19 protein-coding genes are annotated in these 25,435 nt (G+C 64.9%); 8 read left to right on the forward strand and 11 right to left on the reverse strand.

What is annotated here, in order from left to right; all coding sequences use genetic code 11:
* Positions 1-30 precede the first annotated feature (30 nt).
* The 4 genes from E4K65_RS42350 to E4K65_RS42365 all read right to left on the reverse strand — a co-directional run bounded on the left by E4K65_RS42350 (position 31) and on the right by E4K65_RS42365 (position 6,516).
* The gene (locus tag E4K65_RS42350) at positions 31-852 is read right to left on the reverse strand and encodes an MlaD family protein (RefSeq protein WP_135179147.1); all 822 of its coding nucleotides are present in this window, start codon (positions 850-852) and stop codon (positions 31-33) included.
* 163 nt (positions 853-1,015) lie between these two features.
* Positions 1,016-3,235 (reverse strand): acetate--CoA ligase family protein, encoded by a 2,220-nt coding sequence (locus E4K65_RS42355; RefSeq protein ID WP_135179148.1) that lies wholly within the window; start codon positions 3,233-3,235, stop codon positions 1,016-1,018.
* A 271-nt stretch (positions 3,236-3,506) separates the two neighbouring features.
* On the reverse strand, positions 3,507-4,076 hold the full coding sequence (locus tag E4K65_RS42360) for a class GN sortase (RefSeq protein ID WP_135179149.1): 570 nt from the start codon (positions 4,074-4,076) through the stop codon (positions 3,507-3,509).
* Between the two features lie 178 nt (positions 4,077-4,254).
* Positions 4,255-6,516, reverse strand: coding sequence for a marine proteobacterial sortase target protein (locus tag E4K65_RS42365; protein WP_135179150.1), 2,262 nt, complete (start codon positions 6,514-6,516; stop codon positions 4,255-4,257).
* A 186-nt stretch (positions 6,517-6,702) separates the two neighbouring features.
* Between E4K65_RS42365 and E4K65_RS42370 the strand changes: the two genes are divergently transcribed.
* Positions 6,703-7,464 (forward strand): helix-turn-helix transcriptional regulator, encoded by a 762-nt coding sequence (locus E4K65_RS42370; protein ID WP_027542206.1) that lies wholly within the window; start codon positions 6,703-6,705, stop codon positions 7,462-7,464.
* 79 nt (positions 7,465-7,543) lie between these two features.
* On the opposite strand, the gene E4K65_RS42375 is transcribed toward E4K65_RS42370, so the two are convergent.
* Both E4K65_RS42375 and E4K65_RS42380 read right to left on the reverse strand, forming a co-directional pair.
* Complete coding sequence (locus tag E4K65_RS42375; protein ID WP_135179151.1) at positions 7,544-8,767, reverse strand: ABC transporter substrate-binding protein; 1,224 nt, start codon at positions 8,765-8,767, stop codon at positions 7,544-7,546.
* Positions 8,768-8,840: 73 nt separating this feature from the next.
* The gene (locus E4K65_RS42380) at positions 8,841-10,391 is read right to left on the reverse strand and encodes an acyl-CoA synthetase (RefSeq protein ID WP_167771598.1); all 1,551 of its coding nucleotides are present in this window, start codon (positions 10,389-10,391) and stop codon (positions 8,841-8,843) included.
* 264 nt (positions 10,392-10,655) lie between these two features.
* Here E4K65_RS42380 and E4K65_RS42385 point away from each other — a divergent pair, with 264 nt between their 5' ends.
* The 7 genes from E4K65_RS42385 (at position 10,656) to E4K65_RS42415 (ending at position 19,661) form a co-directional block, all read left to right on the forward strand.
* On the forward strand, positions 10,656-11,792 hold the full coding sequence (locus E4K65_RS42385; RefSeq protein ID WP_167771599.1) for an acyl-CoA dehydrogenase family protein: 1,137 nt from the start codon (positions 10,656-10,658) through the stop codon (positions 11,790-11,792).
* A 126-nt stretch (positions 11,793-11,918) separates the two neighbouring features.
* A complete protein-coding gene (locus E4K65_RS42390) occupies positions 11,919-13,085 on the forward strand; it encodes an acyl-CoA dehydrogenase family protein (protein ID WP_135179154.1) in 1,167 nt (388 codons plus the stop codon).
* Complete coding sequence (locus tag E4K65_RS42395; RefSeq protein ID WP_135179155.1) at positions 13,082-13,738, forward strand: glutathione S-transferase family protein; 657 nt, start codon at positions 13,082-13,084, stop codon at positions 13,736-13,738. Before E4K65_RS42390 ends, E4K65_RS42395 begins: the two co-directional genes overlap by 4 nt.
* 312 nt (positions 13,739-14,050) lie before the next feature.
* Positions 14,051-14,851, forward strand: coding sequence for a helix-turn-helix domain-containing protein (locus tag E4K65_RS42400; RefSeq protein ID WP_135179156.1), 801 nt, complete (start codon positions 14,051-14,053; stop codon positions 14,849-14,851).
* 234 nt (positions 14,852-15,085) lie between these two features.
* Positions 15,086-15,952, forward strand: coding sequence for a beta-keto acid cleavage family enzyme (locus E4K65_RS42405; protein ID WP_135179157.1), 867 nt, complete (start codon positions 15,086-15,088; stop codon positions 15,950-15,952).
* A gap of 119 nt (positions 15,953-16,071) precedes the next feature.
* Positions 16,072-17,688 (forward strand): acyl-CoA carboxylase subunit beta, encoded by a 1,617-nt coding sequence (locus tag E4K65_RS42410; RefSeq protein WP_135179158.1) that lies wholly within the window; start codon positions 16,072-16,074, stop codon positions 17,686-17,688.
* On the forward strand, positions 17,685-19,661 hold the full coding sequence (locus tag E4K65_RS42415) for an acetyl/propionyl/methylcrotonyl-CoA carboxylase subunit alpha (RefSeq protein ID WP_135179159.1): 1,977 nt from the start codon (positions 17,685-17,687) through the stop codon (positions 19,659-19,661). Before E4K65_RS42410 ends, E4K65_RS42415 begins: the two co-directional genes overlap by 4 nt.
* A 170-nt stretch (positions 19,662-19,831) precedes the next feature.
* Here the strand turns inward: E4K65_RS42415 and E4K65_RS42420 are convergent, their stop codons facing one another.
* From E4K65_RS42420 to E4K65_RS42440, 5 genes are all read right to left on the reverse strand, one after another.
* A complete protein-coding gene (locus tag E4K65_RS42420) occupies positions 19,832-20,818 on the reverse strand; it encodes an ABC transporter ATP-binding protein (RefSeq protein ID WP_135179160.1) in 987 nt (328 codons plus the stop codon).
* Positions 20,815-21,822, reverse strand: a complete 1,008-nt coding sequence (locus tag E4K65_RS42425) for an ABC transporter ATP-binding protein (protein WP_135179161.1) — start codon at positions 21,820-21,822, stop codon at positions 20,815-20,817. The genes E4K65_RS42420 and E4K65_RS42425 overlap by 4 nt, the downstream gene beginning before the upstream one ends.
* On the reverse strand, positions 21,822-22,715 hold the full coding sequence (locus E4K65_RS42430) for an ABC transporter permease (RefSeq protein WP_135179162.1): 894 nt from the start codon (positions 22,713-22,715) through the stop codon (positions 21,822-21,824). Before E4K65_RS42430 ends, E4K65_RS42425 begins: the two co-directional genes overlap by 1 nt.
* Before the next feature lie 83 nt (positions 22,716-22,798).
* Entirely contained in the window at positions 22,799-23,746 is a 948-nt protein-coding gene (locus E4K65_RS42435; protein WP_135179163.1) for an ABC transporter permease, read from the reverse strand.
* 42 nt (positions 23,747-23,788) lie between these two features.
* Positions 23,789-25,387: an ABC transporter substrate-binding protein gene (locus E4K65_RS42440; protein ID WP_135179164.1), complete on the reverse strand. Its 1,599-nt coding sequence runs from the start codon at positions 25,385-25,387 to the stop codon at positions 23,789-23,791.
* Positions 25,388-25,435 lie beyond the last annotated feature (48 nt).

Below are 25,435 nucleotides of genomic sequence, written 5' to 3' on the forward strand. Positions count from 1 at the left end.
TCCTCCCCCAGGGGAGGACAAGGAAGAGGGTCACTGCTTCTTCTGCACGGGCTTGCGCGGCGGCCGCGGCGCCACGGGCGTGCCGGCCATCTTGTTGGCGGTCTCGCTGACGTCGAGCAGCGAACGGCGAATGTCCTCGATGTAGCTCGCCGACTTCTTCCTCATGGTTTCGGTCAGCTCGCGCAGCCCCTGTATCTTCTCGAACAGCTCGTCGGCATTGCCATTGACGAAGCCGGGCACCACGCCCTCGATCTTCGTGACCGCCTTGTCGAATCCCGCGAAGGCGCTGTCGACCTTGGCCATCACGGAATCGATTTCGCCGCCCTTGCTCCTGAGGTCGGCGCTATAGTTCTCGAATGTGCGAAGCCCTTCCTTGATCGCGGGGGCATTGCTCACGATCGTGCGGTCGACACTGTGCAGGGTGTCGACGATGGATTCGGCGTCGCTGAGATCGGCGGTCAGCACGGGAACGCCGTCCACATCCAGCGGCACCGGTGGCGCGGAGGGCGCGCCCCCGATCAGCGAGATCGCGGCGACGCCGGTCAGGCCCTGGAATTCGATGCCCGCGACGGTGTCCTTGCGGATCGGCGCGGTGTTGTCGAGCATCACCAGCGCCACGACCTTGCGAGGATTGTCCAGCTTGATCGATAGGATCTGGCCGGCGGGCACGCCGTCGAAATTGACCGGCCCGCCGCGGCGCAGGCCGCTGGCGGAACCGCCTTCGAACACCACGCGCAACTGGCTGCGACTCTGGATGGTGCGCCATTTCTGTACGCCGAGCAGGCCGCCGAACGCCACGGCGATCACCGCCAGCGTCGCCGTTCCGATCACCAGATTGCTCGCGCGTGCCATAAGGCTGAGTCTAGGGCCAAAGCGGGGAAGTTGGAAGGAGCCCGGATGCTGCTCCGGCCGCAATCGTACGTAGGGCGGGTTAGCGAAGCGTAACCCGCCACTGCTCTCCGCATTCACCGTGCAAAATGGCGGATTACGCTGCGCTAATCCGCCCTACGCGACATCAATGCCCGGCCGCGCGCTTTGCCGCAGCATTGTTCAGCACGATCAGGGCATCAACGGCGACACCCGTCCTGGTGTTGATCAGGAACGGATTGATGTCGATCGAGGCGATCCGGTCGCCGGCATCAGCGATCAGGTTGGACAGGCCGACCAGCGCCTTCACCGCGGAGGCCTCGTGCAAGGCCGGCTTGCCGCGATAGCCGCGCATCTTGATGCCGGCCTTGGTGCGACCGATCAGGAGCCGCGCCTCGGCCTCGTCCAGCGGCGCGCCGGCGAGCGCGACGTCCTTCATCAGCTCGATGTCGATGCCGCCGGTGCCGAACAGCACGACCGGACCCATCTCGGCATCGAGCGAGGCGCCGACCACGAGTTCGAGGTCGGCCTTGACCTGCTGCGCGATCAGGATGCCGTCGAGCCTCGGCTTGCCCTTCAGCCTCTTCACCCGCGCGGTGATGTCGACGAACGCCTTCCTCACCTCGGCCGCATTGCTCAGGTTCAGCACCACGCCGCCGATGTCGGACTTGTGCAGGATCTCGGCGCTGACGACCTTTGCCACGACCGGGAAGCCGATCTGTTTCGCGATCTTCACGGCTTCCACCGCCGTCTGTGCGATCGCTTCCTTCGAGATCGGGATGCCATACGCCTTCAGGAGCTTCTTCGAGGCGACTTCGTCGAGCGCGGCGCCGCTTGCCGATGTCAGCGCCTTTTCCAGCTCGGCACGCGCGGCGGGTTTCGAGCTCGAGACGATGTCGGGGACTTCCTTGCGCAGCTTCGCATAGGCGAGCAGCGACTTGATCGCGGTCACCGCGCGATCCATGCCCTGCATGACCGCGAGATGCGGCAGCGATTTGCGCAAGGTCTTGGTGAACTCGGTGAAGCCGATCGACATCGCGCTGATGTAGATCACGGGCTTTGAGGCCCGGCTCGCCATCTCGTCGACGATGCGCAGGTTGCGCTCGCGCAGCTCGTGCGGCGCCTTCGGCAGCTCGGCATCGACGATGACGATGTCGATATCGGGGTCGTCGATCATCAGCTTGATCGACTTCATGTAGACGGAGGGATCGACGACCGCGGCAAAGCCGGCGTCGAGCGGGTTGCCGACGATCGATCCGGGCCCGAGCATCTTCGCCAGCTCCGAGCTGACATGCGGGCTGAGCGGCGCGAAGTTCAAGCCCTCGGCGTAGAACGCGTCGATCAGCATGCCGCGCTTGCCGCCGGACAGCGTGACCGCGGCGAGCCGGTCGCCTTTGGGCACGGCGGCGTGGACGAAGCATTCGGTGGTCTCGATCAACTCGTCGAGCCCGCCGACCCGGATGACACCTTCACGCGTTGCGATGGCGTCGAACGTCTCGATCGAGCCTGCGAGTGCGCCGGTGTGCGCCATCGCCGCGGCGCGGCCGCCCTCGGATGCGCCGAGCTTGAGCGCGATCACGGGTTTGCTCGCTGCGCGCGCCGCCTTGCAGGCATCGCGAAAGGCCTTGGTGTTGCGCACGCCCTCGAGGTAGACGACGATCACCTTGATGCTCGGATCCTCCGCGAAATAACGCATCAGGTCCGGCGTCTCGAGCCCGGCCTCGTTCCCGGTCGTCACCATGTAGCCGACACCGACGCCACGATCCTCCAGTGCCTGGCGGATCGCCATGACGATGGCGCCGGATTGCCCGGCGATCGCCACCGCGCCCTGCTCCATGGTGACGACACGGTCGTCGATATTGGTGAAGAGCTTTTCGCCGGCGCTCAAGTTGCCGAGGCAATTCGGGCCGGTGACGGCGAGGCCCGTCTCGCGCACCGCCGCTTGCAGTTCGGCTGCGAGCTTCTGGCTCTCGTCATCCTGCAACTCGCTGAAGCCGGAGGTGACGATGGTGGCCGAGCGTGCGCCGGCCGCGGCGGCATCGCGGATCACCTGCACGGCGAAGCGCGCAGGCACCAGCACCAGGACATGATCGGGTTTTTCCGGAAGGCTCGCAAAATCCTTGTAGCAGGGCACACCCCAGATCGTCGCGCGTTTGGCGTTGACCGGATAGAGCCCGCCCTCGAAGCCGTATTTGACCAGGTTGTTCCAGATGCGCTCGGCATAATTGCCGGGCTTGTCGGTCGCGCCCACCAGCACGATGTTGTGCGGGTGCAGCATGGCATGGATGCCCTTCACGATGTCGCTGGCGTCGGGCGATGGAGACCATGGGCGAGAAGAGAAGGATGCAGCAGACACCTGGGCTTCCATGGCGCAATCCTCAATTTTTATTGTTGTTGCAGCGCGTCGTTCTGTTCGATGGCGGGGTTCTGGCGAGGCAATCACGAAGGGCGCAATGCCGCCAGACGGAATGGGCAGGGCTTCATGCAGGAAGGCTAGCATCACCGGACTTTGGGCGAAAGTACGAACGGTTTGCCGACGCGGCAAGCCAGCGATCGTCGATATGGCGCTCCAGCAATTGCTGTTCGATCGATGGCGTCGACAGGAAGGCTTCCCACAGGATGGAGATGGATGAGGGAACCTATTCGTCGGCGCCGATCAAGATCGCGTGCAAGATGTAGCGTTCGGGACCGGGCGTAATGGCGTCGAACGGCCAGCAGGTTGTGAGTACGAGCTCGAAACCCTGCGTCGCGGGATCGATGCCCGATGCGTCGAAACGGACCACGGCCGAAGAATCCGCACGATAGCGGAAATGCTTGCCGTCGCGACGGGTGATCTCGATCACGTCACCCATGGCAACATTCCGCAGGAAACGGAAATGCGTGTCGCGATGTGCGGCATATACGGCAACGCCGCGCTCGCCGGCATCGACCGTTTGCTGGATGTGGCCGGGTCCGAAAGCAAGTGCCTGGCCGCTCGCGCCCTCCAGCACGATGGCGCTGGCGCCGATCCGCTTCACCTCGATCCGGGCGACCGGCCAGGTGTCGGCCCATGACCATGGCTTGACCGCCTGGCCCGTCGCGACGCTTCTGTCGAATGCGCGCTCCAGCAGCACCTGCGCGAGCCAGGCCTTGGCGTGGATGTAGGCACCGTCGCCGAACAGGATGAGGCCGATCAGCGCGAGAACCAGGGGCGAGATGAGGCGGGGCATTCTATCCACGATCGTCATTGCGAGCGAAGCGAAGCAAAGCAATCCAGATTCTTTCCGCGGAGGCAGTCTGGATTGCTTCGCTGCGCTCGCAATGACGGTAGGAAAAAGGCGCGCGCGGCCGTTGGGTAGGGGACGGGCAGCCGCGCGCGCTAACAGAGGAGTTCGGGGGGCTCCTCTCTCAAGCGGCGTCGGTGAGCAAGGGCCGACGCCGGTTGAACACGAACAGGATCAGGGCGAGCACGATCAGGATCAGACCTGCGATCATCTTCAGCTCGGCCGAGGTGGCGGTCTTGGGCAGGCGGATCGCATCGGGTGCGGCGGGTGTCGGCCGCCTCGTCGCCGGCTGGTTGCGCGCATCGGCATGACGTTCGCGCAGCTGCGTCGGTACCTGCTGCGGCCGTTCGCCGAAGATCTTCTCGAAATCCCAGCCGGCCGGCAGGTTGACCGGCAATTCGCTGAGCTTGAGCGGCGCGCCTTCGGGACGGCTCGGCGTCTTGTCGACCGCGACGAGGCTGGTGAGCCGCGTGACGATCTGATGGTCGAGCGCCAGTGCCAGGATCGCCTTGTCGGCCTCTTCCGGCGTCATCTCGCGCATCGTGCGCGCCACTTCGGCATCGCCGATCTTGCGCTTGGCCCAGAGTTTTGACAGGCCCTTGCCTTCGGCGGCATTTTGCAACGGCAGCGTCACCGACCACGGACGGTCGCCGACGCGTCCCTTGATCTCGAGCGAGCCTGCGAGCTTGTCGAGCCTGGCCGCCAGCACCAGGGGCTCGTCGCGATAGACGTCGGGAATGATCGCCGGCGTAATGTCGGCCGTGGCTTCGGAGAACTTTGCGCTGAGGCCGGTCACCGCCGGATTTTCCAGCTTGGCGAACAAGCCGCGCATGCGCTCCTCGACCTGCTCGACGGAGCCGATATGGGTGAAGGCCCCGCGGCCGAGCTCGGAAGCGCGCGTCATCAGATGGGTGTTGGGCGCCGACCCGATGCCGACCATGAACACGCGTGAGCGGCCGCGCATCGCGGTGATCGTCTCGAACAATTGCTGCTCGTTGCCGATCGCGCCGTCGGTCAGGAACACGACCTGGCGAACCATGCCGGTGTCGCTGAGCTTGTCGGTCAGCGCAGCCCGCATCGCCGGCACCATCTCGGTGCCGCCACGTGCCTGCAACGCGCTGACGAACGAGGTCGCTTCGCCGACATGCGCGGCGTCCGCCGACACGGAGGCCGGAAACAGCACGTCCATCGTATCGTCGAAACGGATGATGTTGAAGCGGTCGGCCGGCTGGAGGCGACCGAGTGCGTAAAGCAGGCTCGCCTTGGCCTGGACGATCGAGGTGCCGCCCATCGAGCCGGAATTGTCGATCACGAACACGACCTCGCGCGGCAGCGGCTTCTGCGTCGCCTGCTCGACGCTCGGCGGCGTGACGAAGGCGAGCAGATAATCGGCATCGCCGACATGCTCGCGGAACAGGCCGACCGACGGTGCTTTCTGGGCCGCCGGCGTCCACGTCAGTTCGAAATCGCGGTCGGCGGGCACCGCGCCGTCGGCGAGCGTGACGATGCGCGTGGCGTTGTCCGGGCTCTCGGTCTTGACGTTGTGATGGTGGCTCTTGACCTCGCCGACCGCAAAGCCGGCCTTCAGACGCACCGTGATGCTGGTCGGGTTAACGGGCGCATTCTTGGCGGGGTCCAGCACCGTCGGGGAAATACGGTCGCGGTCGGGCACGGGATCGGACGTGGCGCCCCAGCCGGAGCCGTCGTTGCGGAAGTCGACACTCTGCACGATCGGCGCCGGATTGTAGCGCGGGGCGACCACCAGCGGCACGCGCAGCGAATATTCATTGCCGGATTGATGCACCGGCTCCTGATATTCGATCTGCACCAGCACGGTTTCGCCGGGACCGATATTGGCAACCGAGTTGGTGAAGATGTTGGGCCGCTCCTGCTCGGTCAGCGCAGCCTTCTGGCCGGCGCTGCGCGCCTGTTCGTAGATCACGCGCGCCTGCTGCCGTTCCTTGACGTCGCCGACGATGACGCGGTCGCCGACCACCATCTTCATCGTATCGACGGCGCCATTGGTCGCGAGCGGGTAGACATAGGTGGCCTCGACCCAGTCCTTGGTCGGATTGCGAAACGCCTGGGTGACGCGTGTGCGCAGCGTCGGGCCTGATACCGTGATATCGACATCGATGCCGAGACGGATCGCTTCGGTGTAGGCGCCATCTTCCTTCAGGAGGAGGGTGCCGGACCTGGCATCGCCGGGCTGGAGCAGGCTGGCCTGTTCGGTCGTTGCCGACCAACTCGTCCCGAAGCTCACCAGCAGGGCCACGAAGGCGACCAGCATCACCGCGATGCCCTGCGCGAGAAGGAACAATCCGAGCTTGATCAGCCGGCCCAGCAGGGGGTGCTCGTCGTGGTCGGCTGTGTCGTAGGTGTTCATTTGGCCTGCTCCCGAAGGATGTTTGCTGGCCTTCAGCATCCGCCGGGAGGGCCCGATTTCGCGAGCAGAATGATCGGCAATGTTCCGCCGCGGCCGGCCCGGGCGGGTCGCGGCCGGGTGGCCATGTGCGGTTTTGTGCTGGTTTGTCCGCCCTGCTAGAATGGTGCTCCAAAGGCAGGGTTGACGATGCAGATGCAGGCCGACAAGCAGCTTTCGGACGAGCAGAGCCGCGAGATCGCGGAGACCATTCGCGAGGAGCTCGCCAGGCGCCGGATCTCCCGGCAGGCGCTGGCCGAACAGGCCAAGCTCAGCCTGTCGACGCTGGAGAAGGTGCTCGGCGGCCGCCGGCCGTTCACGCTGGCGACGACGGTCCGGCTGGAGCAGGCGCTGGGCGTATCGTTGCGCAAGAGCGCCATCGTCGTGACGCCTCCGGCCGCAAACGATGTTGCGCCCGACAGCCTCGGCTCCTATGCGCATCGCGCGGTGACTTGGCTCGAGGATGCCTACATCACGCTACGGCCGTCATTCGGCGACAAGAACGCGATCTTCGCCTACCGCACCGAGATCGTATGGGAGCCGAAAGTCTCGTCGCTGGTCTTCCGCGAGGGCGATCGGACCGATGCCGCCTATGAGCACACCGGCGAGGTCGCGGTGCCGCATCAGTCCGGCTTCATCTATCTCGTCATCATCAAGCACGGCCAGCATCGCGTGATCACGGTGTCGCGGCCGACGGTCGCCGGCGAGATGTACGGCATCATCTCGACGCTCCGCGCCGGCCCCGGCTCGCAGCTGACGCCGATCGCAGCGCCGATCGCCTATGTGCCGCTCAGGAATGTTCCCAAGCCCTCTTTGGGACGGGTTGCGCCCGACGACGCCAACTATGAGCTGTACCGAAAACACCTGCGCCGCACGGTGGAAGAGCCGTTCGCGCTGTTCCTGCCGGCATAGGTTCACCCTGGAGATCCGCGGATAAAGAGATGGCGGCCTCGTGGCCGCCATCTCCCATGCACGGACGGTTCGCCGAGAACTAGCCGCTCGGCTCCGCGCTGATGATGGGGCCGAACAGTTCCCACTGGCCGTTCTTGAACCGCCACATCTTGAGCTGCTCGATCGGCGCGAAGTCGGTGGGCGAGGTGTTGATCTTGATTCCCGGGATCAGCGTATCAGGAGCGAAGTCCTTCAGGCTGGCGGCCTGCTTCATCACGTTTTCGCGGGTGAGATTGTCGCCCGCCTGCTTCAGCACCTGCACCATCGTCTGGGCCGCGGCATAGCCGTAGACCAGATTGGCGTCCGAGATGTTCGCGCCGGGCATGTACTTATCGATGAAGGCCATGAACTTCTTCATGCCCTCGTCGTCTTTCCACTGCGGATCCGACGCGTCCTTCAGATAGCCGGCCGACAGCACGCCCTCGGAGGCTTCGAGGCCGGCGGGCTTCATCACCGCGCCGATGGACACCGAAACGTCCGTCATCAGGTGCATCGGCTTCCATTCCAGCTCCGCGATCTTCTTGATGGCTTGCGCCGCGAATTTCGGGGTCGAGATGTTCACGAAGACATCCGCGCCGGTGCCCTTGAGCTTGACGATGTGCGAATCGATCGATGGCTCCGAGGTCTCGTAGCTCTCTTCGGCCACGATCAGCTTCGATGCCTTGTCGCCGAACACGTCCTTGATGCCGGCGACGTAGTCCTTGCCGAAATCGTCGTTGGCATAGAAGATCGCGACCTTCGCGTCCGGTTTCTCCTTCAGGATGTACTTGGCGAAGATCCGCGCCTCGACGCGGTAGCTCGGCTGGAAGCCCATGGTCCACGGGAAATTTTGCGGGTCGTTCCACTTGCTGGCGCCGGTGGCGAGGAAGAGCTGCGGGATCTTCTTGGCGTTGTGATACTTCTGCACGGCCGTCTGCGTCGGCGTGCCCAGCGCGTTGAACACCAGGAACACTTCGTCGCTTTCGATCAGCTTGCGGACCTGCTCCACGGTCTTCGGCGGCGAATAGCCGTCGTCATAGGAGATCCAGTTGATCTTGCGGCCGTTGATGCCGCCCTGATCGTTGATCATCTTGAAATAGGCCTCTTCGGTCTTGCCGATCACGCCGTAGGCGGAGGCGGGACCGGAATAGGCCTCGACGTTGCCGATCCTGATCTCGGTGTCGGAGGCGCCGGTGTCATATTTCTTCTGCGCCTGGGCGCCCTGGGTCGAGAGCAATGTCAGCGCAGCCGCCGCGGCGAGCAGGGAGAGTTTCTTGTTCTTCATGGAAATTCCTTGGGTTTCTTGTTGGTTGGAGCAGGCACGTCAAAACAAAAAGCGCCCACGAGGGGCGCTTCGATCAGGCGCTGGCGACTTTCTTGTCGACTTCCGAGGTTATCGAAAACTCCTTGCGTAAGGTCGGCTTGTGGATCTTGCCCGTGGCGTTGCGCGGCAGCGCGTCGACGAAGCGGACCTGACGTGGGCATTTGAAGCGCGCGAGATTGGCAGCACAGTGCGCAAAGACGTCCGCCTCCGTCAGCCTTTGTCCCGGCTTGACCGCGACGATGGCAAGGCCCACCTCGCCCCATTGCGGATCGGGAATGCCGATCACTGCGGCTTCGGCGATGGCGCCAAGCTGGTGCAGGACGTTCTCGACCTCGGCCGGATAGACGTTCTCGCCGCCGGAGATGTACATGTCCTTCCAGCGGTCGACGATGTAGTAGAAGCCTTCCTCGTCGACGCGCGTCGCATCGCCCGTGTGCAGCCAGCCGTCGGTAAAGGAGGATTTGTTCGCCTCCGGCCTGTTCCAGTAGCCGGGCGTGATGTTCGGTCCCTTCACCCAGAGCTCGCCAAGCTCGCCGACATCGGCGTCGCTGCCGTCGGGCCGCACGATGCGCACCTCCGTGTGCAGCACCGGCTTGCCGGCGGAGCCGGCCTTGCGCGCGGCATCCTCGCGGTCGAGCACCAGCACGGCCGGCGAGGTCTCGGTCATGCCGTAGCCCTGCTGGAGCGCAACGCCGCGCGCCTCCCAGACCTTCAGCAGCGGCACCGGCATCGGCGCGCCGCCGACACCGCCGACGATCAGCCGGGTCAGGTCGGTCGTTGCGAAGGCGGGATGCTGCGCCATGAACTGGTAGATCGCGGGGACGCCGAAGAACACGTTGATGCCCTGCGCGGGATCGTTGATCAGGCCGAGCGCCGTGCCGGGATCGAAGGCCCGCATGATCATCACGGTGCCGCCGGCATGCAGCACCGGATTGGTGTAGCAATTCAGCCCGCCGGTATGGAACAGCGGCAGCACGGTGAGCAGCACCGAGGACGGCCCGATGCAGGCGGGGCCGCCGAGATTGACGCAATTCCAGAACGTCATGCCATGGGTGATGGTCGCGCCCTTCGGATGACCCGTGGTGCCGGACGTGTACATGATGGTCGAGACGTCATCGAGCGTGACCTCCTCGATCCGGTCGAGCGGCTTTGCCGCGGCGATGCCGGCCTCGTAGGCGCCGCCGGGACCGAGCAGCAGGCTGGTCGCGACACCGCAGAGTTTGGCAACGCTCAGCGCGGTCTCGGCGAGGTCGGCATCATGGATCATCACCTTCGGCGCACAGTCAGCGGTGATGAACTGGAGTTCGGGAACGGTAAGGCGGGTGTTCAGCGGCACGAAGATCGCACCTAACCGCCCGCAGGCGAACTGCACCTCCAGCGTATCGGTCGTGTTCAGCGCCAGCACCGCGACGCGGTCGCCGCGCGAGACCTTCAGCGTGTGACGCAGGAACGAGGCGAGACGCGAGACTCTCGCATCCATCTGCGAATAGGTGAAGCGGCGCTCGCTCGCGAGGTCGATGACCGCGACCTTGCCAGGCGTGCGGCGGCCATGATGGGCGATCCAGTCGTAGTAACGAACGGCCAAAAGTTCCTCCTTCGGCGGTCTTGTGCCGCCTGCGCCCCTATTGCCGTGCACCATGCCCGGCGTGGCCCTGGGGCCAGCCGGAGTTTGTGCACCACGTCTTTTTTGACTTGGAGTTGGCGCGCGAGGGGCGAAAACCGTCTTGCGTTGAGTTGCTAGGTGATGCCCTGCTGAATGGCCTTTCCGGGTCAGCCACTCCGCGCAAGTGAGCTGCCCAGGTTCCAGCCATGGTGGATGAGACGAATCCGTCCGCGAGGCGAGAGTGCGATGAAGAGCCCGTTCTATACCGCCGAGCACGACGCCTTCCGCGAAATGATGCGTCGCTTCGTCGAGAAGGAGATCACGCCCTTCGCCCATGAATGGGACGAGGCCGGCGAATTTCCCCGCGCGCTCTATCGCAAGGCGGCGGAGATCGGGCTGTTGGGGCTGGGATTCCCCGAGGAATATGGCGGGATTGCCGCCGACCAGTTCATGAAGATCGTGGCGAGCCAGGAACTGGCGCGGGCCGGCGCCGGCGGCGTCAGCGCCAGCCTGATGAGCCATACCATCGGCTCGCCGCCGATCGCGCGTGCGGCGCGGCCGGAGGTGAAGGCGCGCGTGCTGCCGCAGGTGCTGGCGGGCGAGAAGATCTCCGCGCTTGCGATCACCGAACCGGGCGGTGGTTCGGACGTTGCGGGCCTGCGCACCCGAGCGCGGCGCGACGGCGATCACTACGTCGTGAGCGGCGAGAAGACCTTCATCACCTCGGGCATGCGCGCGGACTATCTGACCGTTGCGGTGCGTACCGGCGGCGAGGGTGCCGGCGGCGTCAGCCTGCTCCTGATCGAGGGCGACACGCCCGGCCTGTCGCGGACGAAATTGAAGAAGATGGGCTGGTGGGCCTCCGACACCGCGACGCTGCATTTCGACGACTGCCGCGTGCCGGCCGAAAATCTGATCGGCGAGGAGGGCCAGGGCTTCAAGATCATCATGCGGAATTTCAACAGCGAGCGCATAGGCATGGCGGCGAGCTGCACCGCCTTCGCCCGCGTCTGTCTCGACGAGGCGACTGCCTACGCCAAGGAGCGCAAGACGTTCGGCAAGCCGCTCGCCCAGCACCAGGTCATCAGGCACAAGATCGTCGACATGGCGCAGAAGGTGGCGGCGTCGCAGGCGATGCTGGAGATGCTGGCCTGGCGTCTGGAACAGGGCGAAAGTCCGGTCGCCGAAATCTGCATGATGAAGAACCAGGCGACGCAGACCATGGCGTTCTGCGCCTCGGAAGCCGTGCAGATTTTTGGCGGCGCCGGCTTCATGCGCGGCATCAAGGCCGAGCGCATCTACCGCGAGGTCAAGGTCAACGCCATCGGCGGCGGCACTGAGGAGATCATGAAGGATCTGGCCTCGAGGCAGATGGGGCTGTGATGCACGCTGTCATTCCGGGGCGCGCGCAAGGCGCGCGAGCCCGGAATCCATCGGGCTCCAGATCCCGCAGAGGAATGGATTCCGGGCTCATCGCTTCGCGATGCCCCGGAATGACGAGAGGACAAAATGCTATTCACCGCCGACCACGACGAGATCCGCCGTTCCCTGCAAAAATTCATCGCGGGCGAGATCAACCCTCATGTCGATGAATGGGAGAAGGCCGACATCTTCCCCGCGCACGAGCTGTTCAAGAAGATGGGCAGCCTCGGTTTCCTCGGATTGAACAAGCCGGTCGAATTCGGCGGCTCCGGGCTCGATTATTCCTATGCGCTGATGATGGCGGAGGAGCTTGGGGCCATCACCTGTGGCGGCGTGCCGATGGCGATCGGGGTGCAGACCGACATGGCGACGCCCGCGCTGGCGCGATTCGGCTCCGACGAGGTGCGACGGGAATTCCTGGCGCCGTCGATCTCCGGTGACTACGTGGCCTGCATCGGCGTTTCCGAGCCCGGTGCAGGTTCGGACGTTGCCTCGATCAAGACCAGCGCACGCTCGGACGGCGACGACTACGTCATCAACGGCGGCAAGATGTGGATCACCAACGGCACCCAGGCCGACTGGATCTGCCTGCTCGCCAACACCGGCGATGGGCCCGTTCACCGCAACAAGTCGCTGATCTGCGTGCCCATGAAGGCCAAGGGCGTCACGGTGGCGCGAAAGCTCGACAAGATGGGGATGCGCTCATCCGACACCGCGCAGATCTTCTTCGACAATGTCCGCGTCCCCAAGCGCAACCGGATCGGCGAGGAGGGCAAGGGCTTTACCTACCAGATGATCCAGTTCCAGGAGGAGCGTCTGTGGGGCGCGGCGGCCTGCCTTAAGGCGCATGAATACATTATCAATGAGACCATTGAGTACACGCGCAACCGCAAGGCTTTTGGCCAGAGCATCCTCGACAATCAGGTCGTGCACTTCAAGCTCGCGGAGATGCAGACCGAGGTCGAGCTGTTGCGCGCGCTGATCTATCGCGCCGGCGAGGCGCTGGTGGCGGGCGAGGACGTGACCAGGCTTGCGACCATGGCCAAGCTCAAGGCGGGCCGGCTCGGCCGCGAGCTCACCGACGCCTGCTTGCAATATTGGGGCGGGATGGGCTTTACCAACGAGACGCCGGTCAGCCGTGCCTATCGCGACAGCCGTCTGACCTCGATCGGCGGTGGCGCCGACGAGGTCATGCTGATGGTCCTGTGCAAGATGATGGGTACGCTGCCTGGCAGCAAAGGGAATGCATCATGATCACGCTCTATCACTGTGACGCCGCACGCTCGTTCCGTCCGCTCTGGATGCTGGAGGAGATGGGGCTGCCGTACGAGTTGAAGATGCTGCCGTTCCCGCCGCGGGTTTTCGCCAAGGAATATCTCGCGCTCAATCCGCTCGGCACGATTCCCTTCATGATCGACGGCGAGACGAAGATGACGGAGTCCTCCGGCATCTGCCACTACCTCGGCACCAGATATGCCCCGACGCCGCTGATGGTGGACGTCGAGGATCCCGCCTATGGCGCGTTCCTGAACTGGATGTATTTCAGTGATGCCACGTTGACCTTCCCGCAGACGCTGGTGCTCCGCTACACCCAGCTCGAGCCCGAGGAGCGCCGTAATCCGCAGGTCGCCGGCGACTACGCTAAATGGTTCCTGGGTCGGCTGCGCGCCGTTGAGGCAGCGACCGCGAATGCCGAAACCTTGTGCGCCGGCCGTTTCACCGCCGCCGACATCGTGATCGGCTACGCGCTCCGCCTCGCCGACAATATCGGCCTCGCCAAGGACTTTGGGCCAAATGTCGCAGCCTATTGGGCGCGATTGCAGCAACGCGAGGGCTTCAAACGCGCGGTTGCTGCAGAGCAGAAGGCCGGCGTCGAGCAGAATGTCGCGCCAAGGGCGAGGGCGTAGTCTCCATTGTCGTCGCGGCGAAGGCCGGGACCCATACTCCCAGGGAGATGTTTTGCGAAGATTGGTCGTTCGGGATCAGCACCGCCCCCATCGGTAGACCTCGCGGTATGGGTCCCGGCCCCCGTGCGCAATTGCGCACTAGGCCGGGACGACGGTGTAGTTGAAGAGTTCCGGATTTGGCTCCTCTTCGTCCCGGAATGACACCCTTTTATTGCGCGCCGTGACAGCGCTATCCCGTCGTGACAGCGCCCAAATTTCCGCTAAGGTGATCTCCGTCCGCAGCGGCCAGAGAGCCGCGCGAGGAGGACCCCAATGGAAGATATCGGTCGCGAATCCGACCATCTGATGCTCATCACGCCGGAACGGGTATTCTATGCCGGCCTGCTCGGCCGCCCCCGCAAGCGGACCCCCGGCTGCTGCCATGTCTATGTGGCGGTCAAGGGCAACCTGCACCTGACGATCGACGACGTCCTCGCCACCGGCGAGCTGTTCGTCACCCTGCCGAACCAGCGGCATTCCATTGCCGGCGACTACCGCACGGCAATCAGCGTAACGCTCGAGCCGGAAAGCATGCCGGATGGCGTGATCGAGGCTTTGGCCGAGCGGCTGACCGGGCCGGACCGGGCCGTCTATGCCCGCAAGATCCTCGCCGCCTACGCGCTGCTGCGCCAGCGCCGCTACGGCGACATCACCACGGCCGAATTCGACGAGATGTGCTTTGGCGAGGCGCTGCCGCGCCGTGTGCTCGATCCGCGGGTGATGCGCGCGGTCGCACGCATCGGACGCTTCTCCGGCGAACCGGTGACGGCGGATACATGTGCTGCGGAAGCAGGCCTCTCCGCCTCGCGGTTCCTGCATCTGTTCAAGGAGGAGACCGGCATCTCGTTCCGCTCCTTCCGCGCCTGGAAGCGTGCGCGGCACCTGCTGCACTTCGCCAATCAGGATCTCAACCTCGCCCATCTCGCGCAGGACATCGGCTATCCCGATTCGACCCATTTCAGCCATTCGATCCGCCGCTTCTACGGATTGAAGCCGCGCGCGATCTTCGTCGGCTCGCGCGATCTTGCGATCTATCGCAGCACCGAGACGGTGCGACTCGCGGAAGCGAGCTAGGCTCGCCCTCGTCGGGTGGGTTAGCTCGCGGCTGCGCAAAGCGCAGTCCGCCAGCGTAACCCACCGCTTCTGCGTTCGCGGTAAGAGGCGTTGGTGGGTTACGCCTTCGGCTAACCCACCCTACAACTCGCCCTTTTCCAGCTTCTCCGCGCAAGAAGCCGCATGCCGCGCGTCACATGATCGCAAGCGTTGAATTCTCAACCTGCGAGACATCCAAGCCATGAGCGTCAAGGCATGAGCGACAAGGCCGTCATCACCTGCGCGCTGAACGGCGTGCTCACCGACCCCAGGCAGCACAACGTGCCTGTGACGCCCGAGCAGATGGCGCGCGAGGCCAAGGCAGCGTTCGACGCCGGCGCCAGCATCATGCACATCCATCTGCGCCAGCAGGCGCCGAACAAGGGACATCTGCCGTCCTGGGAGGTCAGCGTCAGCAAGGAGGTCCAGCAGGCGATCCGGGAGGCCTGCCCGGGTGTGATCATCAACCACACCTCGGGCGTATCAGGGCCGAACTACAGCGGTGCGCTCGACTGCATCCGTGAGACGAAGCCGGAGATCGCCGCCTGCAACGCCGGCTCGCTGAATTATCTGAAAGTGAAGGCCGACAACACCTGGGCCTGGCCGCCGATGATGTTCGACAACGCCGTCGAGAAGGTGAAGGACTATCTCGACGTCATGAACGCGGTCGGTACCATCCCCGAATTCGAGTGCTTCGACGTCGGCATCGTGCGCTGCGTCGGCATGTACACTCAGGTCGGCATGTACAAGGGCCCGCTCGAATATAACTTCGTGATGGGCGTCGCGTCCGGCATGCCGTCGGACCCCGACCTGCTGCCGATCCTGATCAAGCTGAAGCGCCCCGAAGCGCATTGGCAGGTCACGGCGATCGGCCGCGAAGAGATCTGGCCGCTGCACCAGCGCTGCGCCGAGCTCGGCGGCCATCTGCGTACCGGTCTCGAAGACACCTTCTATCTCGCCGACGGCACAAAGGTGACGTCGAACGGCCAGCTGATCGAAGCCGTCGCCGCCTGTGCCCGCCGCGCCGGCCGCGAGATCGCAAGCCCCGCCGAGGCGCGGAAGATTTTTGGGACGAATCGGTAGCCACATCTCGTCATTCCGGGATGGCCCGAAGGGCCAGGCCCGGAATCCATAACCACGATCGGGAATATGGATGCCGGGCTCGCGCTTCGCGCGCCCTGGAATGACGAGCAGGAGCAACAATGTCTACAATCGAAAACACCATTTCCCCCGGCAGCACCGCCTACCACGCCAACCGCGACGGTATGCTGGGTTTGATCGACCGCATGCGCGCGCTGGAAGAGCGCACGCGGGCGGCGTCGGCCGCGGCAAAGGATCGTTTCCACAAGCGCGGCCAGATGCTGCCGCGCGAACGCGTGGCGCTGGTGCTCGATCCCGGCGCACCCTTCATCGAGCTGTCGACGCTCGCCGGCTACATGTTCGACGTGCCCGATGCGAACAAGAGCGTGCCGGGCGGCGGCGTCATCGCCGGCATCGGTTTCGTCTCGGGCATCCGCTGCATGGTCAGCGCCAGCGATTCCGGCATAGACGCCGGCGCGCTGCAACCTTTCGGCCTCGACAAGACGCTGCGGGTGCAGGAGCTCGCGCTGGAGAACAAGCTGCCTTACATGCAGCTGGTCGAAAGCGCCGGTGCCAATTTGCTGCGCTACCGCGTCGAGGATTTCGTCCGCGGTGGCAACATCTTTCGCAATCTTGCACGGCTCTCGGCGGCGGGACTGCCGGTCGTGACCGTCACGCACGGATCGTCCACCGCGGGCGGTGCCTATCAAACGGGCCTGTCCGACTACATCGTCATGGTGCGTGGCCGCACCCGCGCCTTCCTCGCAGGTCCCCCGCTGCTGAAAGCCGCAACCGGCGAGATCGCGACCGAGGAAGAGCTCGGCGGCGCCGAGATGCATACCCAGGTCTCCGGCCTCGGTGATTACCTCGCCGAGGACGATCGCGACGCGCTGCGCATCGCACGCGAGATCATGGCGGCGCTGGAGTGGGAGCGGCCGGGCAGGGCGCCTCTTCAATTCAAGCCGCCGCGCTACGACCAGGACGAGCTGCTCGGCATCATGCCGATGGACCACAAGCGCCCCGTGGACATGAAGCAGGTGATTGCCCGCATCGTCGACGATTCCGACTTCACCGAGATGGCGCCGAATTACGGCCCCGCCACCGTCTGCGGCCATGCCCGCATCGAGGGCCAGGCCATCGGCATCATCACCAACAACGGTCCGCTCGATCCCGCCGGCGCCAACAAGGCGACGCACTTCATCCAGGCCTGCTGCCAGACCCGCACCCCGCTGCTCTATCTCAACAACACCACCGGCTACATGGTCGGCAAGGCCTATGAAGAAGCCGGCATGATCAAGCACGGCTCGAAGATGATCCAGGCGGTGACGTCGGCCACGGTGCCTCAGATCACCATCTATTGCGGCGCCTCGTTCGGCGCCGGCAATTACGGCATGTGCGGGCGCGGCTTCCATCCGCGCTTCTGCTTCTCCTGGCCCAACGCCAAGACCGCGGTGATGGGCGGCGAGCAGGCCGCCGAGACCATGGCCATCGTGACAGAGGCTGCCGCCGCGCGTCGCGGCAAGCCGATCGAGAAGGACAAGCTCGATGCCATGAAGGCGCAGATCGTCGGCGTGTTCGACGGCCAGATGGACGTGTTCTCCACGAGTGCGCGCGTGCTCGACGACGGCGTGATCGATCCGCGCGACACCCGCGCGGTGCTGTCGGAGGTGCTCGCGATCTGCCGCGAGGGCGACGCACGCGCGCCCCAGCGCATGCAGTTTTCGGTGGCCCGGCCATGAGGAACGGATCAGTGCAGCACCGGCCGTTCTTCAGGGTTCTGGTCGCCAATCGCGGCGAGATCGCGCTGCGCGTGATGCGCAGCGCGCGGAAGCTCGGCCTCGGCGTCGTCGTAGTCTATTCCGACGCCGATCGCGATGCGCTGCATGTGCGGCAGGCCGATCAGGCCGTGCGCATCGGCGAGGCGCTGCCGGCGCAATCCTATCTCAACATTTCCGCGATCATTGCCGCGGCGAAAGCCAGCGGCGCGGATGCCGTCCATCCCGGCTACGGTTTCCTCGCCGAGAACGAGGACTTTGCGCAGGCTTGCAAGGACGCCGGTCTCGTCTTCATCGGCCCGTCGCCCCAGGCGATCGAGGCGATGGGCAACAAGGCCGGCGCCAAGGAGATCATGCGGAAGGCCGGTGTGCCCTGCGTGCCCGGCTATCAGGGCTCCGAGCAGAGCGACGAGGTCATGCTCGTGGAAGCCAAAAAGATCGGCTTCCCCGTGATGATCAAGGCGGTCGCCGGTGGCGGCGGCCGCGGCATGCGGCTCGTGACCGATGCGGCGTCGTTCCCCGATGCGTTGCGCAGCGCACGATCGGAGGCGAAGGCTGCGTTCGGCGATCCCACGGTTATCCTCGAACGCGCGATCCAGAATCCCCGGCACATCGAGATCCAGGTGTTCGGCGACAGCCACGGCAACGCCATTCATCTCGGCGAGCGTGACTGCTCCGTGCAGCGCCGGCACCAGAAGCTGATCGAGGAAGCGCCGTCGCCGGCCGTCACTCCGGAGCTGCGCGCGAGAATGGGCGAGGTCGCCGTCGCCGCGGTGAAGGCACTGCGCTACGAGGGCGCCGGCACGCTGGAATTCCTGCTCGATGCCAGCGGGGAGTTCTACTTCATGGAGATGAATACGCGTCTCCAGGTCGAGCATCCCGTGACCGAGGCCATCACCGGGCTCGATCTCGTCGAGCTGCAGCTGCGCGTCGCGCGCGGCGAGCCGCTGCCGGTGAAGCAGCAGGATATCCGCTTCGTCGGCCATGCCATTGAGGTCCGGCTGTGCTCGGAAGATGCCGCGCACGATTTCATGCCGCAGTCCGGCCGCATGGCGCGCTGGCAGGTGCCTGACGGCATCCGCGTCGAGCATGCGCTGCAATCGGGCGCGGAGATCCCGCCGTTCTACGATTCGATGATCGCCAAGGTGGTCAGTCATGGTGCCACGCGCGAGGAGGCGAGGGGACGGCTGATCGTCGGCCTGGAGCAGCTCACCGCCTTCGGCGTGACCACCAACCAGGCTTTCCTGATGGCGTGCCTGCGTCACCCCGGCTTTGCCAGGGGCGAGGCGACGACGGCGTTCATCGGCGCACATCGCGACGAACTGTTGGCGCCATCGGCGAATGCTGCATTCGATACGGCGCTGGCGGGCCTGCTGCTCTACGTCACAAATCCGCGCGCGCCGTCATGGAGAGGGGGGCGGAGCCTGTCGGCAACGTTCCCTCTGCCCGCGAAAATCGAGATCGCCGGCCACGGGCATGAGCTCGAAGTCACCCGCGAGCGCGACGGCAGCTACACCGTCGCCGCCGATGGCCGGCAGGACAGGTTCGAGATCGACCAGCTCGATCCCGACGCCATCCGCTTCCGCCACGATGGTGTGATGGACAGCGCCAAATTCCTGCGCGAGGGTGACCGGCTCTATCTCCAGCACCGCGGCATCCCGCTCGCGGTGACTGATCTCACCCTCGCCGCGCCGAAGGCCGCTGCGAGCAACGGCGGCGACGGCAAGGTTCGCGCCGCCCTGAACGGCCGCGTCGTCGCCGTGCTGGTCAAGCCCGGCGACCGCGTCGCCGCCGGCCAGCCGGTGCTGACGCTGGAAGCGATGAAGATGGAGCATATCCACAAGGCCGGCATCGACGGCGTCGTCGCCGCGATCGACGTTGCCGAAGGCGAGCAGGTCACGACGGGACGGATCGTGGTGGAGATCGGGGCGGGGTAGCGCGGCAAGTTCGTCATTGCGAGCGCAGCGAAGCAATCCAGGAATCTCTCCGCGGCGATAGTCTGGATTGCTTCGCTGCGCTCGCAATGACGATGTGGAGACAGTGTTGCCTCAAACTCTGCTCGTCGTCCCGGCCTAGTGCGCAATTGCGCACGGGGGCCGGGACGACGTTATGGGGGTCGCCCCGTCCCCTCATTCAGCAAACACGCCACCTGGTGCCCGTCACCCGCCTCCATCAACACCGGCCGCTCCGTCCTGCACCGCTCCATCGCGAACCGGCAGCGCGTGTGAAACGCGCAGCCGGATGGCGGATTGACCGGGCTCGGCACGTCGCCATCGACCAGCGGCGCGAGCTTCTTTGCGAGCGGGTTGGCAACCGGCACGGAGGCGAGCAGGGCCTGCGTGTAGGGATGCCGCGGATTCCTGAACAGCTCGTCCTTGCTGGCGATCTCGACGATGCGGCCGAGATACATCACGGCGACGCGGTGGCTGATATGGGCGACCACGGCGAGGTCGTGGGCGATGAAGAGGTAGGAGAAGCCGTGCTGGCGCTGGAGATCGATCAGCAAATTGATCACCTGCGCCTGGATCGAGACGTCGAGCGCGGAGACCGGCTCGTCGCAGACGATCAGGCGCGGCCCCAGCGCCAGCGCCCGTGCGATGCAGATGCGCTGGCGCTGGCCGCCGGAGAACTGATGCGGGAAATTGCGCATCTGGTCGGGCCGCAGGCCCACCTGCTCGAACAGTTTTGCGGTGCGCGCCTCCAGCGCCTTGCCGGTCGCAAGCCCATGCACGGCCAGCGGCTCGCCGACGATGTCGCCCGCGGTCATGCGTGGATTGAGCGAGGCGAACGGGTCCTGGAACACGATCTGCATCGAGCGGCGGTGCGGGCGCAGCGCCGCCTTGGAAAGATGGGTGATGTCCTCGCCCCCGAGACGGATCTGTCCGGAGGTCGGTTCGACCAGCCGCAGCACGCTGCGCGCCACCGTCGACTTGCCGCAGCCGGATTCGCCGACCAGCCCCAGTGTTTCGCCGACACCAACCGCGAACGAGACGCCGTCCACCGCGTGCACGGTGCCGACCTGCCGGCGCAACACGCCGGCGCGCACCGGGTAATGCTTCGTGAGATCGGTGACTTCGAGCAGCGCTTCGGTCATGCGACCTCCGCGACGTCAGCCGCGCGCCAGCAGGCGGCAAGATGCCCTCCGCCCCAATCCATGAGCGGCGGATATTCGTCCTGGCAGCGTTTCACCGCGAGCTTGCAGCGCGGCGCGAAAGCGCAGCCTGGCGGCAGCCGCACCAGCGACGGCACGGTGCCGGGAATTTCGTTGAGTCGCGCCTGCGTCGCGGCGCCGGACGCCGGCACCGACGGAATCGAGGCCATCAACCCGCGCGTATAGGGGTGCTTGGGATCGGCGAACAGCGCCTCGACGCTGGCTTCCTCGACCTTCCGGCCCGCATACATCACGATCACGCGCTGCGCGGTCTGCGCGACGACGCCGAGATCATGGGTGATCAGCACGAGCCCGGTGCCGAGCTCCTTCTGGAGGTCGAGGATCAGCGCCAGGATCTGCGCCTGGATGGTGACGTCCAGCGCAGTGGTCGGCTCGTCCGCGATCAGCAGCGCCGGCCGGCAGGCCAGCGCCATCGCGATCATCGCGCGCTGGCGCATGCCGCCGGACAATTGGTGCGGATATTCCCGCGCGCGTCGCGCTGGCTCCGGAATCCGCACCAGCCGCAGCATCTCGACTGCGATGTTCCAGGCTGCTTTGGCCGACATCGCCCGGTGCAGCCGCACGGCTTCGACGATCTGGTCGCCGATCCGCATGACGGGATTGAGCGACGTCATCGGCTCCTGGAAGATCATGGAGATGCGGTTACCCCTGACGGCGCGCATCTGTGCCTCATCCAGCGCCAGCAGGTCGGTGCCTTCGAGCGTGACGGTGCCGCCGACGATGCGGCCGGGAGGATCGGGCACCAGCCGCATCAGCGACAGCGCGGTGACGCTCTTGCCGCAGCCGGACTCGCCGACGATCGCCAGCGTCTCGCCGCGCTTGACCGTGAAGGAGACGTCGTCGACGGCCTTGAAGAGACCGGAGTTCGTGAAGAACACCGTCTTCAGGTTCTTCACCTCGAGCACGAGATCGGATTTATCAGCCATCAACTGCGCTGCCTCGGATCGAGAATGTCGCGCAGGGCGTCGCCGAACAGGTTGGCGCCGAACACGGCGAGGCTGATGGCGATGCCCGGGAAGATTACCAGCCACGGCGCGGTGCGGGCATATTCGGCCGCGGATTCCGACAGCATGCGACCCCAGGACGGATAAGGCTCGGGAATGCCGAGGCCGAGGAAGGAGAGCGAGGCTTCGGTGAGAATGGTCGAGCCGAGCTGCGCGGTGGCGAGCACGATCAGTGGCGCCAGCGTGTTCGGCAGCACATGGCGGAGCGCGATGCGGACGTCGCTCATGCCGATCGACTTGGCGGATTCGATAAAGGGCAGTTCGCGCAGCGCCAGCGTGTTGGCGCGAATGACGCGCGATACGGTCGGGATCAGCGGAATGGCGATGGCGATGATGACGTTCGGCAAGGACGGGCCGAGTGCGGCGGTCATGATCAGTGCCAGGACCAGCAATGGAAGCGCCTGAAGAACGTCTGAGACACGCTGGAACACCAGATCGACCCAGCCGGAGAGATAACCGGACGTCAGCCCGACGATGACGCCGATCGTGCCGCCGAGCGCGGTCGAGCCGATGCCGACGGCAAGGGAGATGCGTGCACCATGGATGATGCGGCTGAAGACGTCGCGGCCGAAGGAATCCGTACCCATCCAGTGCGTCAGGCTCGGGCGGGCCAGCGCGCGGGCGGAGTCGATCGTCAGCGGATCATAGCGTGCGATGAAATCGGCGAAGATCGCCGTGAGGACGAACGCCGTCATGATGACGAGCCCCGCAGCGCCCAGCACATGCCGCTGCGCCAGGAACAGCACGCGCCGCCAGCCCCCGGTCGCATGCACGCCGGCGCGTCTGAGTTCAAGATCATAGTCGATCGTGGCCATGCGGCTCCTACCTTCTCCCTCTCCCCCGCAGGCGGGGAGAGGTGAACGAACGCGCGAACGCTGTGTGAGTGATGATCATGCGACTAGTCCGTGTACCGGATACGCGGATCGAACACCGCATACAGCATGTCGACGATGAAATTCGCGCTCACCACCACGACGGCGATCAGCATCACGAGGTTCTGCACGATCGGATAATCGCGCCAGCGGATCGCCTCGACCAGGAAGCGCGCGACGCCGGGGATGTTGAACACGGTCTCGGTGACGATCAGGCCGCCGATCAGGAACGCCGCCTCGATGCCGATCACGGTGATGACGGGCAGGATCGCGTTCTTCAGCGCATGCTGGTAGTTCACCGCGGCATCGGATGCGCCCTTGGCGCGCGCGGTGCGGATGTAATCCTGCCGCAGCACCTCCAGCATCGAGGAACGGGTGATGCGCATGGTCAGTGCCGAACTGCGGAATCCGACCACCATCGCCGGGATGCAATAGGTTGCGACCGCCTCGCCAAAACTCTGGGGGTTCGGATTGAAGAGCGGCATCTGGCCGAACATCGCCACCGACGCCGTGAGGACCAGCAGCCCCAGCCAGAATGACGGCAGCGACAGGCCGGACAGACTCACGACACGCAGCGCGTAGTCGAGCCGCGTTCCCTGCTTCACCGCGCTGATGACGCCCAAGGGAATGCCGATGGACGCTGAAAACAGCAGCGCCAGGCCGGCGAGCTGCGCCGTGATCGGGATCCGCGGCAGGATCTCCTGAAGCGCCGGCTTCTCGGAGACATAGGAGTAACCAAAATCGCCGCGCAGGAAGCCGCTGATCCAGTGCCAATATTGCACCACCAGCGGCTGGTCGATGCCGAGCTCCTTCTCCAGATTGGCCTTGTCGGCGGGATCGACGTAGCCGGCCGCGGCAAACAGGATGTCGACGATGTTGCCGGGCACGATGCGCAGCAGGAAGAAGATGACGACCGAGATCCCGAACAGGGTCACGAGCATCAGAAACAGGCGCCGCACCAGATAGGCAAACATTTTGCGCTCTCCCGTCGAGCCGTTAGCCGCCCGTCCGCCGCGCTACTTGTCGAGCCACACGTCCTCGTAGCGGTAGCCGTTGTAGGAGCTGTTCGACATGACCGTTACGCCCTTGACATAGGGCTGCCAGCAGGTGCCCGCGCGCGCATGGAAGATGATCGGGCGCGCGACGTCCTCCTGCAACTTCTTGTCGATGTCCCAAACGAGTTTCTTGCGCTTGGCGACGTCGGTCTCCTGCGACTGCACCTCGAACAGCTTTTCGATGTCCTTGTTGCAATAGTTGGTGTAGTTCCGCTCGGAACCGCAGGAATAGTTCTCGTAAAACGACTGGTCGGGATCGTCCACGGCGTTGCCGGTCAGGTTGAGGCCGAGCATGTAGTCCTTGCGCGCGACTTTCGGGAACCAGTTCGCAGTCTCGACGACGTCGAGCTCGCCGTCGATATAGATGCTCTTGAGCTGGTCGATCAGGATCACCGCGGGATCGCGATATTCGGCAAGGTTGCGGGTCGAGACCTTGACCGCGAGATGCTTGTCCGGACCGTAGCCCGCCTTCTGCATCAGCTTGCGCGCCTCCTCGCGGTTGGCGTTCACGTCGGGACCATAGCCCGGAATGCTCTCCAGCATCTCCTTCGGCATGCCCCACAGCCCGTTCGGTGCCGGCAGCATGGTGCCGCCGATGTCGGCCTGGCCCTCGAACAGGATCGATACGAAGGCCTTGCGGTCGAGGGACATCGCCATGGCGCGGCGGATTTCGATATTGTCGAACGGCGGCGCGGTCGAATTGACGATGATGTTGGTCGAGACATTGGTAGGCTCGACCTTGCAAACGGCATTAGCTGCCTGGGATTTCACATCCTTCAGGAGGGGGATGGTGATGTGCGTCGGGAATGTCATGTCGAACTTGCCGGCGACGAAAGCGAGGATCGCCGTCGAGCGGTTCGGGATGATGGTGAACTCGATGCCGTCGAGATAGGGCCGGCCCTCGCGCCAATAGTCGGGATTGCGGGTCAGCTTGATCGATTCATTGGCCTTGAACTCGACGAATCTGAACGGGCCGGTACCGATCGGATGCGTGCGCATGTCGCCGGGCGAGACGTGACACGGGTACACGGGCGTATAGCCCGAGGCGAGCAGCGCCAGCAGTGACGGCTGCGGCCGCTTCAGATTGAACGAGACCTCGAGATCGCCGTTGGTCGAAACGTCGCTGACCTGGTCGTACCAGGATTTTCGGGGATTTTGCCGGAACTTCTGCTGCGACTTGCCCATCAGCATGTCGAAGGTACACTTCACGTCCGCCGAGGTGAACGGCTTGCCGTCGTGCCATTTGACGCCCTGGCGCAGCTTGAAGGTCAGCGTCTTGTTGTCGTTCACCCAGGCCCAGCTCTCCGCGAGCTCCGGCACGATGGTATCCATGCTGTTCTGCGCCACGTCCTGCTTGTAGATGACGAGGTTGTTGAACACGGGCATGAAGGGAACGTTGAGCGAGTAGGTCGCGCCTTCGTGGATCGAGGCGTTGCCGGGGCTGTCGCGGTGATACATCCGCAGAATTCCGCCCTGCTTGGGCCCGCCGGCCAATGCGATGGTCGAAAACGCCAGCAAAGATAGCGCCGCCGTCGCGGCGAGCGCCCGCACGCTCCGCATCCTCGTCCTCCCTGGACAACAGCCTTTTTCGGCCTGTTTGAAGCGACG

The organism is Bradyrhizobium niftali (assembly GCF_004571025.1).
Lineage (GTDB): Bacteria > Pseudomonadota > Alphaproteobacteria > Rhizobiales > Xanthobacteraceae > Bradyrhizobium > Bradyrhizobium niftali.

What these genes read in the sequence shown, in the direction of transcription:
- E4K65_RS42350 (WP_135179147.1), bottom strand. Translation starts at nt 852, where the DNA reads ATGGCACGCGCGAGCAATCTGGTGATCGGAACGGCGACGCTGGCGGTG.
- E4K65_RS42355 (WP_135179148.1), bottom strand. Translation starts at nt 3,235, where the DNA reads ATGGAAGCCCAGGTGTCTGCTGCATCCTTCTCTTCTCGCCCATGGTCT.
- E4K65_RS42360 (WP_135179149.1), bottom strand. Translation starts at nt 4,076, where the DNA reads ATGCCCCGCCTCATCTCGCCCCTGGTTCTCGCGCTGATCGGCCTCATC.
- E4K65_RS42365 (WP_135179150.1), bottom strand. Translation starts at nt 6,516, where the DNA reads ATGAACACCTACGACACAGCCGACCACGACGAGCACCCCCTGCTGGGC.
- E4K65_RS42370 (WP_027542206.1), top strand. Translation starts at nt 6,703, where the DNA reads ATGCAGATGCAGGCCGACAAGCAGCTTTCGGACGAGCAGAGCCGCGAG.
- E4K65_RS42375 (WP_135179151.1), bottom strand. Translation starts at nt 8,767, where the DNA reads ATGAAGAACAAGAAACTCTCCCTGCTCGCCGCGGCGGCTGCGCTGACA.
- E4K65_RS42385 (WP_167771599.1), top strand. Translation starts at nt 10,656, where the DNA reads ATGAAGAGCCCGTTCTATACCGCCGAGCACGACGCCTTCCGCGAAATG.
- E4K65_RS42390 (WP_135179154.1), top strand. Translation starts at nt 11,919, where the DNA reads ATGCTATTCACCGCCGACCACGACGAGATCCGCCGTTCCCTGCAAAAA.
- E4K65_RS42395 (WP_135179155.1), top strand. Translation starts at nt 13,082, where the DNA reads ATGATCACGCTCTATCACTGTGACGCCGCACGCTCGTTCCGTCCGCTC.
- E4K65_RS42400 (WP_135179156.1), top strand. Translation starts at nt 14,051, where the DNA reads ATGGAAGATATCGGTCGCGAATCCGACCATCTGATGCTCATCACGCCG.
- E4K65_RS42405 (WP_135179157.1), top strand. Translation starts at nt 15,086, where the DNA reads ATGAGCGACAAGGCCGTCATCACCTGCGCGCTGAACGGCGTGCTCACC.
- E4K65_RS42410 (WP_135179158.1), top strand. Translation starts at nt 16,072, where the DNA reads ATGTCTACAATCGAAAACACCATTTCCCCCGGCAGCACCGCCTACCAC.
- E4K65_RS42415 (WP_135179159.1), top strand. Translation starts at nt 17,685, where the DNA reads ATGAGGAACGGATCAGTGCAGCACCGGCCGTTCTTCAGGGTTCTGGTC.
- E4K65_RS42420 (WP_135179160.1), bottom strand. Translation starts at nt 20,818, where the DNA reads ATGACCGAAGCGCTGCTCGAAGTCACCGATCTCACGAAGCATTACCCG.
- E4K65_RS42425 (WP_135179161.1), bottom strand. Translation starts at nt 21,822, where the DNA reads ATGGCTGATAAATCCGATCTCGTGCTCGAGGTGAAGAACCTGAAGACG.
- E4K65_RS42430 (WP_135179162.1), bottom strand. Translation starts at nt 22,715, where the DNA reads ATGGCCACGATCGACTATGATCTTGAACTCAGACGCGCCGGCGTGCAT.
- E4K65_RS42435 (WP_135179163.1), bottom strand. Translation starts at nt 23,746, where the DNA reads ATGTTTGCCTATCTGGTGCGGCGCCTGTTTCTGATGCTCGTGACCCTG.
- E4K65_RS42440 (WP_135179164.1), bottom strand. Translation starts at nt 25,387, where the DNA reads ATGCGGAGCGTGCGGGCGCTCGCCGCGACGGCGGCGCTATCTTTGCTG.